The sequence below is a fragment of the Rhodococcus sp. NPDC057529 genome (assembly GCF_042802055.1).
Classification (GTDB): Bacteria; Actinomycetota; Actinomycetes; order Mycobacteriales; family Mycobacteriaceae; genus Rhodococcus_F.
Genome location: NZ_JBHVEY010000001.1, coordinates 570,407 through 583,764, shown reverse-complemented (window position 1 = coordinate 583,764; position 13,358 = coordinate 570,407). Strand labels below are relative to the sequence as shown.

At 70.8% G+C, this 13,358-nt stretch carries 6 protein-coding genes; 4 read left to right on the top strand and 2 right to left on the bottom strand.

Annotated features, from left to right (window positions below):
• Positions 1–72 precede the first annotated feature (72 nt).
• Both ACFU5V_RS02695 and ACFU5V_RS02690 read right to left on the bottom strand, forming a co-directional pair.
• On the bottom strand, positions 73–1,110 hold the full coding sequence (locus ACFU5V_RS02695) for an ABC transporter substrate-binding protein (protein ID WP_378696612.1): 1,038 nt from the start codon (positions 1,108–1,110) through the stop codon (positions 73–75).
• 104 nt (positions 1,111–1,214) lie between these two features.
• Entirely contained in the window at positions 1,215–9,032 is a 7,818-nt protein-coding gene (locus ACFU5V_RS02690; RefSeq protein WP_378696610.1) for an amino acid adenylation domain-containing protein, read from the bottom strand.
• A 180-nt stretch (positions 9,033–9,212) separates the two neighbouring features.
• On the opposite strand from ACFU5V_RS02690, the gene ACFU5V_RS02685 reads away from it, so the two are divergent.
• The 4 genes from ACFU5V_RS02685 (at position 9,213) to ACFU5V_RS02670 (ending at position 13,332) form a co-directional block, all read left to right on the top strand.
• Entirely contained in the window at positions 9,213–10,355 is a 1,143-nt protein-coding gene (locus ACFU5V_RS02685; protein ID WP_378696608.1) for an isochorismate synthase MenF, read from the top strand.
• The gene (locus ACFU5V_RS02680; RefSeq protein ID WP_378696606.1) at positions 10,352–11,122 is read left to right on the top strand and encodes an SDR family oxidoreductase; all 771 of its coding nucleotides are present in this window, start codon (positions 10,352–10,354) and stop codon (positions 11,120–11,122) included. Before ACFU5V_RS02685 ends, ACFU5V_RS02680 begins: the two co-directional genes overlap by 4 nt.
• A gap of 36 nt (positions 11,123–11,158) precedes the next feature.
• Entirely contained in the window at positions 11,159–12,811 is a 1,653-nt protein-coding gene (locus ACFU5V_RS02675; protein ID WP_378696604.1) for a (2,3-dihydroxybenzoyl)adenylate synthase, read from the top strand.
• Between the two features lie 98 nt (positions 12,812–12,909).
• Positions 12,910–13,332 (top strand): nitroreductase family deazaflavin-dependent oxidoreductase, encoded by a 423-nt coding sequence (locus tag ACFU5V_RS02670; RefSeq protein ID WP_378696757.1) that lies wholly within the window; start codon positions 12,910–12,912, stop codon positions 13,330–13,332.
• Positions 13,333–13,358 lie beyond the last annotated feature (26 nt).

Below are 13,358 nucleotides of genomic sequence, written 5' to 3'. Positions count from 1 at the left end.
GCGGACGGGCGGGTGGATCGCAGACGGTTCGGCCCCCGGGTCCGATGGACCCGGGGGCCGAACCCGCCTGCGTTACTGCTTGTTGGCGGGCAACTTCGACAGTCCCTCGTCGATGGAATCGAGTGTGAGGAGGGCGGTCTGGTAGGTGGCGGCCAGTGCGTGCTTGACGGGCACGACGTTGCCTGCCTGGACGGCGGGCAGCGACTTCCACAGCGGGGAGTCCATCAGGGCCTGCAGTTCGGGGCTGACCTGGCCGTCGGGGCCGACGCCGTAGACGATGACGTCGACGTTGCCGAGGCTGGCCGCGATCTGCTCGGTCGACACGAACTCACCGTGGACGTCCGCGGGATCGGCAGGCTGACCGGGGAATTGGAGCCCGAGGTCGTCGAACAGGTTGGTGGTGTAGGACGACGTGAACTCACGGTAGAACTCGCCCGGGTCCCCGGCACAGCTGTCGCAGACACCGCCGAACGTCAGCGTGCCGAGCGAATCCTTGTACTTCGCGGCGATCTGCGCGGCCTTGTCGTCGTACTGCTGCTTGAACTCGCCGTAGTTGTCGGAGACACCGGCGGCGTCGGCGAACTGCTCGCCGAGCGTGCGCCACTCTCCGGGAGCCTTCGGTCCGAGGAAGACGACCGGGGCGAGCGACTGGAGCTTGGCCATGTCGACCATCGACTGTGCACGGGCGGGGACGCCCATGATGATCAGGTCGGGGTCCGCGGCGGACACACCCTCGTAGTCGAGGGTCGAAATGTCCGCGTCCTGGGCGACCTTCGGCAACGCGTCGTACGCCGCCTTCGTCTCGGCGTCCATGTTGTCGACCTCGCGGGTCCACTCGCACACCGCGGACAGGTTCGCCTTCGCCTGGATCAGCGGAAGGACCGCGTACCCGCAGGCGACGATGCTCTGCGGCTCGGCCGGGATCTCGATCGCGCCGTTCTGCGCCTCGAACGTCCGCTTCTCGGAGCTCGCGGCCGCCGAGGAGGTCGCGCCGGAGTCGCTGCCGGCGCTGTCGTCGGAGCTGCTACAGCCCACGACTCCGACGGCCAAGATTGCCGTCGCACCCAAAACCACCGCCTGGCGCAACCGCGACAGTTCCTTTAACTGCATGACCCACTCCGCATCTCGAATTGCCGGACAGTTGCCCGGGCTCGGTTGGTTAGGCTATCCGAAGCAGCCATCCTCGCCAATACCTACGATTTACCCGCTCTTGGTCACTGGAACTCGAGCTCGAATTCGTCGATCTCCGACTGATCCAATTCGCCCAGAGTCAGATCCGACGGCGTGTACCCGCCCGCGGTCTCCAGACCGGCATGCCCGGCGAGCGCCGTCAACGCGGCCACCCAGCCCTCGGCCAGTTCGGTGACGAGGGCCTCCGACAGGACGGCCGGGCTGTACCCCCAGGTGGCGCGCAGCACCGGTCCGTCGTCCGACTCCTCCGTCAGCGCACCGATCTCCAGCGCGTGACTGACCGGCATGGCCACGTCGGTGGCCCCACCGAGCGCGGCCCCTTCCGGTGCCGTCGACCAGTCTCCGCCGTCGGTCTCACCGAGCGTGAAGCGCCCGAGGTAGTTGAATCCGATCTCGGGCGGCACCGAATCCGCCTCCCCCGCACTCCCACCCGGGTGCAGATACTTCAGCATGCCGAATCCGATTCCGCTGTCCGGTATCTCACGCAACTGCTCCTTGATCCGCTTGAGCGCGTCACCGGCCGCGGCGCCGCCGGCGTACGCATCGCCCAGATCGATGCCCTGCGCGTCGAGGAGCACCGGGTACAGGGTGGTGAACCAGCCGACGGTGCGGGCGAGATCCGCACCGGGAACGGCCTGCTCCTCACGTCCGTGGCCCTCGAGGTCCACCGGGACGGCGCCGCCGCCGTGCCGGGCTGCGGTCAACGCGAGCGCGGTGAGCAGCACGTCGTCGACCTTCGCGTGGAAGCGTTCCGGCACCGTCCTCAGCAGGGCCTCGGTCACCGAAGACGGTACCTCCACCTGGATCCGCGCGGTGGCGTCGATGGTGTCGCGCCGCGGATCGAGCGGGCCGGAGGCGAGCCGGACCCGGTGCGCGCCGTCCGCGGTCGCGCGCTGCCACAGCGGCCGCTCCCCGTCGCGGTCCGCGGCCTGCTCGGCGAGCCCCGTCGACCACAGCCGGAACGGCGTGCCCGCCCTCGAAATCGGGTCCCCCGCACAGGCCGCCGCGAGGTCCGGCACCAGGATGCGCCACGACACCCCGTCCACCACCAGATGGTGGATCACCATCAGGACCCGGCCGCCGGCGCCGCCGCCCGCGTCGAAGAACACCACCCGGACCATGACCCCGGCCCCGGGATCGAGGGCCGCGTAGGCACGTTCGGTGGCCTCCGCGACGACGCGGTCCCGCTCGGCGGAGCCGAGACCGGCGATGTCCACCCGCGAGACGACGTCCGCGGCCCGGACGGCGCCGGCCGGGGGCACGTCGAACTCCGTACCGTCGAACCGGGCCCGCAGCATGTCGTGGATGTCGAGCACCCGCTGCACCGCGGCCTCGAGCGCCTCCGCCGTCAGGCCTGCCGGTGCGGTCAGCAGCCGGGACTGCGCGAACCGCGTGTACGGGCCGCCCCGCTCGATCAGGTCGTGCACGATCGGGGTGGCCGGAATCCGGCCCGCCGCCGACGCTTCCAGCGCGGCCTCGTCCACCTCGGCCGCGTCGATCTCCAGCACCCGCACCAGTCCGGCGACGGTCTTGTGCTCGAACACGTCCCGCGCGGTGAACCGCAATCCGGCGTCCCGCGCCTTCGACACCAGCTGGATCGAGACAATGCTGTCGCCGCCGAGCACGAAGAAGTCGTCGTCGGGCCCGACCCTGTCCAGCCGCAGGATCTCCGCGACGACCGCGCACAGCCGGCGCTCGAGATCCGTGGCGGCCTCCCGCGACGTGCCGAGCGTCGAGAAGTCCGGCGCGGGAAGCGCCTTCCGGTCGATCTTGCCGTTCGGGGTCACCGGCAGGCTGTCGAGCAGGACGGTCGCGGCGGGCACCATGTAGTCGGGCAGCGCGGCCGCGACGTGCGCGCGCAACGCCTCCGCGTCGAGGTCGCGGCCCACCGCGTACGCCACGAGGCGTTTGCGGCCGGGATCGTCCTCCCGGGCCACGACCACGGCCGCGTCCACCCCCGGATGCAGGGCGAGGACCTGCTCGATCTCACCGAGTTCGACACGGAATCCGCGGATCTTCACCTGGTCGTCGGCGCGGCCCAGGTACTCGAGCGTCCGGTCCGCGGACCACCGCACCAGATCCCCGGTCCGGTACAGGCGTTCGCCGGGGGCGCCGTACGGATCGGCCACATAGCGCGAGGCGCTGAGTCCGGGACGCCGGAGGTACCCGCGGGTCACGCCCGGTCCCCCGACGTACAGTTCGCCCGGCACGCCGGGCGGCACCGCCCGCAGTCGCCGATCCAGGACGTACGCGCGGCCCCCGACGACGGGCGTGCCGATGGTCGGCCGGGCGCCGGGGAGGATGTCCGCGACGGCGGCGTCGACGGTGGCTTCGGTGGGCCCGTACATGTTCCGCGACCGGATGCCGTCGGCCGCCGCGTCGCCGAGCGCCGCCCACAGGTCTGCGGATACGGCTTCGCCGCCGACGGCGAGAACGGTGGGACGGTGGTGGGCGGCGTCGATCAGCCCGTCCGCGAGGAGTTCGCTCATCAGCAGCGGCACGCAGTCCACCGCGTCGATGCGGTGGCGCCGCACGTAGTCGACGATGCCCGCCGAGTCCGCGAGCAGCTCCGACTCCAGGAGGTGGAGGGTGTGACCACCGAGCATCGACAGCAGCGGATCGACCGACGAGTCGAAGGCCAGTGAATACGTGAGCAACACACGCAGCCGCTCGGCCGACGCGTCCCCGACGGTGCGTTCGCGCTGTGTGGCAAGCAGTGCCGCGACACCGCGGTGCGGGACGACGACACCCTTCGGCTGTCCGGTCGAACCCGAGGTGTAGATGAGGTACGCGGCATTGTCGGCGGTCGTGGTGCCGCGGCGTTCGTGCGGCGCGATCGGTGTGTCGGCCGCGTCGCTCGCCGACCACGCGTCGAATGTCGCCTGATCCAGCACGAGTGCGGGTGTCGCGTCGGCGCGCATGTACGCGAGCCGGTCGGCCGGGTAGTCGGGGTCGAGAGGCAGATAGACGCCGCCCGCCTTCCAGACGGCCAGGATCGAGACGATCACCGGGATCCCGCGGGGCAGCATCAGCGCGACCACGGACTCCGGTCCGACGCCGCCGTCGATCAGGTGCCGTGCGATCCGGTTGGCCCGCGCATCCAGTTCCGCGAACGTCAGTTCCCGGTCCCCGCCGACCAGGGCGGGCGCGTCGGGTGTGCGGTCCACCTGTCGGGCGAACAGCACGTCGAGGGTGACGGCGTCGATGCTCGTGACGGCGGCGCCGTCGATGACCGCGGCCGTGTCCACGCCGCCCCGGCGCAGCCACGAACGCTCCTGCCCAGACAGCAGTTCCACCGCGGACACCCGGACATCCGGGTCCGCGGCGAGCGCCTCGAACACGCGGACGGTGCGCGCGGCGAGAGCGTCGGCGGTCGCGGCGTCGAACAGGTCGCGGGCGTAATCGACACGGACGCGCATCGATCCGTCCGGTTCGTCGATCACGTCGAAGGTCAGGTCGAACATCGCCGTGTCGTTCGAGACGAACGACACCTCCGGCGAGAACTCCTCGAACAGGCTGATCGGCGGCGGGGCCTGGTGCTGCACGAGCACCTGGAAAAGCGGGTGCCGGGCGGCACTGCGCTCCGGGTTGAGGGCCTCCACCAGCCGGTCGAACGACACGTCCTGATGCGCGTACGCCGCGAGGTCCGTCGCCCGCACGCGGCCGAGCAACTCGGCGAGCGTCGGGTCGCCGGACAGGTCGGTGCGCAGCACCACCATGTTCACGAAGAACCCGACCAGCTCGTCGAGTTCCGTGCTCGGCCTGCCCGCGGTGGGGGTTCCGATCGGAATGTCCTCGCCCGCACCACTACCCGACAACGCGACCGCGACGGCGGTGTGCACGAGCATGAACATCGTCGCGCCCGCGTCGCGGGCGCGGGCCCGCAGCGCCGTGACGGTGCCCAGCGAGAGGGTGTGCTCGACGTGTGCGCCCTCGAACGTCGCGACCGGGGCGCGGCTCCGGTCGACGGGCAGTGTCAGCTCCTCGGGCAGCCCGGCGAGCCGTTCGCTCCAGTACCCGATCTGCCGGGCGGACAGGCTGTCCGGGTCGTCCGGGTCGCCGAGCAGGTCGCGCTGCCACACCGCGAAGTCGGCGTACTGGACCGGCAGCGGCGCGGGCCGGGCGGTGCGGCGTCCGGTGCGCGCCTCGTACGCCGCGCCCAGGTCACGCAACAGGATCGGTGTGGACAGTTCGTCGCTCGCGATGTGGTGCACGAGCAGTAGCAGCACCGATTCCTCCGGCGACACACGGAACAGTCGCAACCGGATCGGGATCTCGGTCTCGAGGTCGAAGCCGTGCCGGGCGGCGGCCACGAGCCTGCCGTCGAGTTCCGCGGCCGTCACGTTCTCCACGACCAGCGGCGGCGGGACGTCGGCCAGCACGCGATGGCAGCCCACGCCGTCGACGTCCGTCAGGACGGTGCGCAGCGTCTCGTGCCGGGCGAGGACGTCGGCGAGTGCGCCGCGCAGGGCGGTGTCGTCGACGGTGCCGTGCAACCGCATCGTCACCGGCACGTTGTACGTGGGACTCGGCCCCTCCAACCGGAACTGGAACCACAGCCGCTGCTGCCCGAACGACAGCGGCATCGTCTCGGTGCGCGCGACCGCGACCAGCGGCGGGCGGCCCGGTCCGGCCGCGTCGTGGGCACACTGTGCCGCCATCGCCACGACGGTCGGGTTGTCGAAGACGGTGCGGATGCTCAGTTCGACACCGAGCCGGTCCCGTGCCCGCGCGATGACCTTCGCCGCGGACAGCGAGTGCCCGCCGAGTAGGAAGAAGTCGTCGTCGATGCCGACGGACGGCAGACCGAGCACGCCGGCGACGATGTCGCACAGTCCGGCCTCGAGGTCGGTGGACGGCGGCCGGGACGTGACCAGCGATCCGAAGTCGGGGTCCGGCAGCGCCTTACGGTCCAGTTTGCCGTTGGACGTGAGCGGCAGCGCATCGAGGACGGTGAACGCGGACGGCACCATGTACGCCGGCAGCCACTGCCCGACCTGCGCCCGCGCCGCCGCGACGTCGAATGCCGCGGCGTCCGCGGCGTCGTCGATCAGCAGATACGCAACGAGCTGCGACACTCCGCTGCTGTCGGTGCGGGCCACTGCGACGGCGCGCGTCACCCCCGGCAGCCGGGTCAGCGCGGATTCGACCTCGCCGAGTTCCACCCGGAATCCGCGAATCTTCACCTGGTTGTCGCCGCGTCCGCGGTACACAATCTGCGCGGAGCCCCCGGTCGCGTCGGGTACCCACCGGACGATGTCGCCGGTGCGGTACATGCGGGGCTCCCCACCGGGGAACGGGTTCGCGACGAACCGGCCCGCCGTGAGTCCGGGGGCGCCCAGGTAGCCGCGCACGACGCCCGGACCGGTGACGTAGAGTTCGCCGTCCACCCCCGGCGGGACCGGGGCGAGGCTGTGGTCGAGCACGTAGGCGCGGAGATTGGCGACGGGCCGCCCGATCACCGGGGTCGCGCTGTCGGCGACGGCGGCGACGAGAACGTCGACGGTGCCCTCGGTGGGCCCGTAGAAGTTGAATGCCTCGCCGTGCCTGTTGCGCAGTTGCTCCCACAGCCGGTCCGTGACTGCGTCGCCGCCGAATCCGACCGCCGGCACGCTGCCTGCGGGGAACAGGTCGGCGTCGATCACCTGCTCGAGCTGCGACGGCGACAGTTCCACGAAGTCCCAGCCCTCGGCCAGGGCCAGGACTGCGAGCTGATCCGGATCACGCTGGGTCACTTCGTCGACGATGCGCAGCGAGTGCCCGCCCAGCATCCACAGGTGCGGGCCCCAGGAGGCGTCGAACGAGAACGACCACACGTGGCCGACCCGCAGCCGGGTCTTGCCCGCCGCCGCGCAGGCCCGGGAGAAGACGTGGTGCCGGTGACTGTGGAAGAGGTTGACCGCGCCGCGATGTGGCACCTCCACGCCCTTCGGCCGCCCGGTGGAGCCGGAGGTGTGGATGATGTAGGCGGTTTCGAGGTCGTGTATCCAGCGTCCGCGCTCGAGGTCGGACAGACGGTGCCCCGGCAGCGCGGCCAGCGTCGCGGCCAGGGCGGCGTCGTCGAGCACCACCGGTTCGGGCAGACCTGCCGCCGCGGCGATTTCGGCGATGCGCGACGTGGCGTCGCCGGCGGTGAGGATGCATCCCGGCTCCGTCTCGGCGAGAACGTGACCGAGGCGTTCGGCCGGATGGTCGGGGTCGAGGGGAATGCAGGTCGCGCCGGCCTCGAGTGCCGCGAACAGCGCCACGATCGTGTCGACCGACCGGGGCAGCGCGACGGCTACCCGGCGATGCTCGCCCAGCCCGTGCGACAGCAGGTGCCGGGCCAGCCGGCCGACCCGCGCCTCCAGTTCGCCGTACGTGAGCGTGGTGTTCGCGTCGACGACCGCGGGGGCGTCCGGGTCGCGGTCCACGACGGCGTGGAACAGGTCGACGAGGGTCAGTCCCGGCGGGACCGGCAGGTCGGAGGCGTTCCACTCGTGCAGTACCCGCCGCAGTTCCGCGTCGGAGAGGATCGGGAGCCGGGCGAGGAGAATTGCGGGCCCGGCGCCGTCCGGCAGGTCCGCCACCGCCGCGACGAGCCGCTGCAGGCGGTCGGCGTGCAGATCGAGGTCGGCCGCGGTGAACGTGTCGGCGTCGGCGTCGACCCACACCTCGAGACCGCCGACGGCGTCGAGCGGCCGCACCGTCACCATGAAGTCCTGCAGCGGCCCGCGCGCCACCGAGTGCACCCCACCGCGAATGTCGCCGAACAGCAGCCGATCTCCGAACGGTTTGACGTTGATCGACGGTCCGATCACCCCGCGGGACCCGGCGGGGAGCCGCAGGTCACGCTGAATGTCCTCGCCGCGGTACCGGTAGTGGGACCGGCACTCGGCCACTGCCGAGCGGACGTCGCCGATCAGATCGCCGAGTGTGTGTGCGGCCGTCGGCTGCAGCCGGAGCGGAACGACGTTCACCGCGGACATGGGCACGCCCATCGACGCGCTGCCGAGGCGGTTCATCACCGGGAAGCCGATCGTGAGGTCGGAGCGGCCGGTGGCGGCGCGCAGATAGGCGCCGACGGTCGCGGTGACCACGTCACCCCAACTGGCGGACACCGCCTTGCCGACGGTGCTGAGACCCCGCTGCTGGTCGGCGGTGAGCGTCCATCGCACGGCGCGCGACCGGCGGGCGATCCCGCCGGACACGTCGTCCTCGCTCTCCCCGCCGAGGAGGACGGCCTCGTCGACGTCGGACAGGTAGCCGGACCAGAATTCGCGGTCGGCGAGGAACTCCGGGGTGTCCCGGTAGTCGAGTTCTTCCTGCACGACCGGCGCGACCGGGGTGAACTTCGACGCGGGCACGTCGTCGCCGCGCAGGTCCGCGGTGTAGCGTTCGGCGATCCGCCGGGAGAAGAGGCCGAAACCGTAGGCGTCGATCACCAGGTGGTGGACGCAGAGATACACGACCACCCAGTCGTCGGCGAGAACGAGCAGTGCGGCACGCACACACGGGTCGGTGAGCGGATCGATGACGCCGGCGACGTCGTCGGCCATCCATTGCTGCGCGGCGGCCCACGGGTCCTCGGAGTGGCTCAAATCGACGCGCACGGGTTCGGCGAGCGGGCGGGCTCCCGGATACTGGAACACGGTTCCGTCGGCTTCCACGCCGAAACCGGCGGTGAGAACTTCCGCGTCGTCGGCGGCGCCGCGCACGGCGCGGGCAGCGGCGGCCAGGTCGACGGATCCACGCAGTTCGATGCACTCCGCCGTGTTGAACACGGGGTTGTCCGGGGTCAACTGCTGGGCGAACCATACGCCCGACTGGGCGCGCGTCAAGGGCACTGCGGCGGTCGACATGAATTGACATCCTCTTCTCGGTGACGAATTCAACTGTCCGAATGGACATCACGGCCTGCAAAGCGAGCGCCGGGCGAATTGGAACAATACCAAAGGTTAGCCTTACCGTATAAGGTCTGGGTCGCGGTGCCCCCACCGCACCGAATGTCCGAGTTGTCCGTAATCGAGAGGTGATCACACATGGAATCGACGGCCGTTGCCGAGTCCGCAGAGACTTCGGCGGATCTTCCGCCGGGCGCGCCGTTCGTCCTCTCCCGCCCGCACGGCACCGTGATCGCCGACGGCATCCGCACCGGTTTCGACTCCGCCCGTGACGCCGCCGCGGCCCTGAAGAGCGGCACCGTCACCTCGGTGGCCGGCGCGCTCGCCTTCGACACCTCGCATCCGGCCGCGCTGGTCGCACCGCAGACGCTGCGACATCACCCGGGAAGCTGGACTCCTCGCCTGCAGACGCTTCCGCACGTGCGCCCCGGTGCGTCCGTACCGCCGGAGGACGAGCACCTCGCCCGCGTCGCCGCCGCAATTCACGTGCTGCGCGAACCCGAGGCCACACTGCACAAGGTGGTGCTCGCCCGATCGGTCGTCCTGCACGCCGAAGAACCGCTGCACCCGCACACGCTGCTCGCCCGGCTCGTCGCGAACGACCTCGGCGGCAACGGCTTCAGCGTCGATCTCGGCGCCGCGGGCCCCGGCTGGTCCGGTCGGCACCTCGTCGGCTCGAGCCCGGAGGTCCTCATCCGCCGCCGCGGCGACACCGTGACCTGCCATCCGCTCGCCGGCTCGGCGCCCCGGCACGCCGACCCCGAGATCGACCGGAAGACAGCGGAGAACCTCGCCTCCTCGGAGAAGAACCTGCGCGAGCACGCCCTCGTCGTCGATGCGCTGCGCGCGAGCCTCGAACCGTTCTGCACCGAACTCGACATCCCCGACCGGCCCACCCTCACCAGCACACCGCAACTGTGGCACCTCGGCACACCCGTGGCGGGACGGCTGCGGGACCGCTCGGTGACCGCGCTGGACCTGGCCGTCGCCGTGCACCCGACACCCGCCGTGTGCGGCACCCCCACCGACGCCGCGCGTGCGCTGATCGGCGAACTCGAGGGCGACCGCGGTTTCTACGCCGGCGCCGTGGGCTGGGCCGACGCCGACGGTGACGGCGAATGGATGGTCACCATCCGGTGCGCGCAGATCGACGCCGACGGCACCACCGTCACGGCGCACGCGGGCGGCGGCATCGTCGCCGCGTCCGAACCGGACGACGAACTCGCCGAGACCACAACCAAACTGGGTACCGTCCTCGCGGCACTGGGACTTCCCCGATGAGCGGCACCACACTCGTCGTCGGGGCGGCCCAGGGCATCGGGCGGGCCACCGCCGCCACCCTGTCGCGGTCCGGTCACCGCCTGGTACTGCTCGATCGGGACGCCGACGGCCTCGCCGCGACCGCCGCACTGCTCGACACCCCGCCGCTCGGCACCGCCGTCACCGACATCCGCGACGCCGCCGCCGTCACCGACACCGTCCGCCGGATCGAGGACGAGCACGGTCCCATCACGGCACTCGCCCACGTGGCGGGTGTGCTCGAGACCGGGTCGGTGCTCGACGCCGATCCCGCGAGCTGGCAGCGCGTGTTCGACGTCAACGTCACCGGCCTCGTCAACGTGCTGCGGGCCGTCGGCACCGGAATGCGGGACCGCTCAGCCGGTTCCATCGTCGTGGTGGGGTCCAACGCCGCCGGTGTCCCCCGCACCGGGATGGGCGCGTACGGCGCGTCCAAGGCCGCCGTCGCGATGATCGTCCGGGTGCTCGGCCTCGAACTCGCCGAATACGGGATCCGCGCCAACATCGTCGCCCCCGGCTCGACGGACACCGCGATGCAGCGGTCCCTGTGGTCGGACCCCGCCGACGACAGCGGGGCGCGCGGCGCGATCGACGGCGACCTGAGCTCGTTCAAGGTCGGCATCCCGCTAGGCCGCATCGCCGACGCCGCCGACATCGCCGACTCCGTCGAGTTCCTCCTGTCGGACCGGGCGCGGCACATCACCATGCAGGCCCTCTACGTCGACGGCGGCGCTACCCTCCAAGCCTGACGGCCCCGAACAGCCATGCCCGTGAAAGGACTTTCGATGACCACGAGCGTTCGCGCTCCCCTGAAGACCACCACCGGCTATCCCGCCGAACTCGTCGCACGCTACCGTGCCGCCGGGTACTGGACGGACGAGACGTTCCAGCAGTTCCTGGGCGCCCGCGCCGAGCGATTCGGGGACGCGATCGCCGTGACCGGACCGGACGCGTCCGGAACCGACCGCGCTCTCACCTACCGGGAACTGTCCGACCGCGCCGACCGGCTCGCCGCCGGACTGCAGTCGTCGGGGGTGCAGCCCGGCGACCGGGTGGTGGTGCAACTGCCGAACATCGTCGAGTACGTCGAGGTGATCTTCGCCGTCTTCCGGCTCGGAGCCCTGCCGGTGTTCGCGTTGCCCGCGCACCGCTCGCAGGAGATCTCCTACTTCTGCAGTTTCGCCGACGCCGCAGCCTACGTCGTCACCGACACGCACGGCGGATTCGACTACCGCACACTCGCCCGCGACGTGGTGGCCTCGGCAGAGAACCCACCGAAAGTCTTCGTGGCCGGCGACGCGGAGGAGTTCACCTCCCTCGACGAACTGCGATCGGCGGAACCGATCTCGGACGAACCGGCGGCAGGTCCGGAATCCGTGGCGTTCCTGCAGCTCTCCGGCGGAACCACCGGGGTGTCGAAGCTGATCCCGCGCACCCACACCGACTACCTGTACTCGGTGCGTGAGTCGGACCGCATCTGCGGCATCGACGAGAACACCCGCCTGCTGGTCGTTCTCCCTGCGGCGCACAACTTCCCGATGAGCTCCCCCGGCATCCTCGGCGTGCTGCACGCCGGCGGTCGTGTGGTGCTCGCCCCGGATCCGAGCCCCGACACCGCGTTCGCGCTCATCGAGCGGGAGGGCGTCACGATCGCGTCGCTGGTGCCGCCGCTCGCGTTGGCGTGGCTGTCCGCCGCCGCCCGCACGGAACGGGACATCTCGAGCCTCGAGGTGCTGCAGGTCGGCGGCGCCAAGTTCAGCGCCGAGGCCGCCAAGCGGGTGCGCCCCGAACTCGGGTGCACCCTGCAGCAGGTCTTCGGGATGGCCGAGGGCCTGGTCAACTACACCCGGCTCGACGACCCGGAAGACACGATCGTCACCACCCAGGGCAGGCCGATCAGCCCCGACGACGAGGTGCGCGTCGTCGACGACCACGGCGAACCCGTCCCCAGCGGCACGTCCGGTCATCTGCTCACCCGCGGCCCGTACACCATCCGCGGGTACTACCTTGCCCCCGAACACAATTCGACGGCGTTCACCGAGGACGGCTTCTACCGCACCGGCGACATCGTCCGCCTCACCGACGACGGCTATCTCGTCGTCGAGGGCCGCGCGAAGGACCAGATCAACCGCGGCGGCGAGAAGGTGGCCGCGGAAGAGGTCGAGAACCACCTGCTCGCGCACCCTGCCGTCGCCGACGTCGCGGTCGTGTCGATGCCCGACCAGTACCTCGGCGAACGCAGTTGCGCGTTCGTCGTCGTCCAGGGTGAGCAGCCGAAGGCCGTCGAACTCAAGAAGTTCGTCCGCGGCCGCGGGCTCGCCGACTACAAGGTGCCCGACAAGGTGGTGTTCGTCGACGAGTTCCCGGTCACCGGGGTCGGCAAGATCAGCAAGTCGGAACTGCGCCGGGCACTGGAGAAGACGTTCGTCACGTCGTGACGTCGGCTACCACCAACCCGATCGACGCCGGCACGGGTTCGCCGAGGGTTTTCGCGCACCGTGGAATGGCGAGCGCCTCGGAGGCGTTGGCGATGAGTATGAACGATCAACCAGAACTCAGCCCCGAGGGGTGGGTACGTGACCAGACCGAGAAGATCCTGGAACAGGGTACGACCGACGGCGTCCAGGTGTTGGACCGTCCGATCGTCCTGTTCACCACCACCGGGGCGAAGTCCGGCAAGAAGCGCTACGTCCCGTTGATGCGGGTCGAGGAAAACGGCAGGTACGCGATGGTTGCGTCCAAGGGCGGCGCACCCGGCCACCCGTCGTGGTACTTCAATGTGAAGGCGCACCCGCAGATCTCGGTGCAGGACGGGGCGACGGTTCGCGACCTCACCGCGCGTGAGATCGACGGCGCCGAGCGCGAGCACTGGTGGGAGCTGGCGGTGGCCGCTTTTCCGCCGTATGCGGAGTACCAGACCAAGACCGAACGACGGATCCCGGTCTTCGTGCTCGAGTGACCTGCCGTCGCAGCTGAAGGACCGTC

Coding starts and splice junctions, on each gene's coding strand:
- ACFU5V_RS02695 (WP_378696612.1), bottom strand. CDS start 1,110: ATGCAGTTAAAGGAACTGTCGCGGTTGCGCCAGGCGGTGGTTTTGGGT.
- ACFU5V_RS02690 (WP_378696610.1), bottom strand. CDS start 9,032: ATGTCGACCGCCGCAGTGCCCTTGACGCGCGCCCAGTCGGGCGTATGG.
- ACFU5V_RS02685 (WP_378696608.1), top strand. CDS start 9,213: ATGGAATCGACGGCCGTTGCCGAGTCCGCAGAGACTTCGGCGGATCTT.
- ACFU5V_RS02680 (WP_378696606.1), top strand. CDS start 10,352: ATGAGCGGCACCACACTCGTCGTCGGGGCGGCCCAGGGCATCGGGCGG.
- ACFU5V_RS02675 (WP_378696604.1), top strand. CDS start 11,159: ATGACCACGAGCGTTCGCGCTCCCCTGAAGACCACCACCGGCTATCCC.
- ACFU5V_RS02670 (WP_378696757.1), top strand. CDS start 12,910: ATGAACGATCAACCAGAACTCAGCCCCGAGGGGTGGGTACGTGACCAG.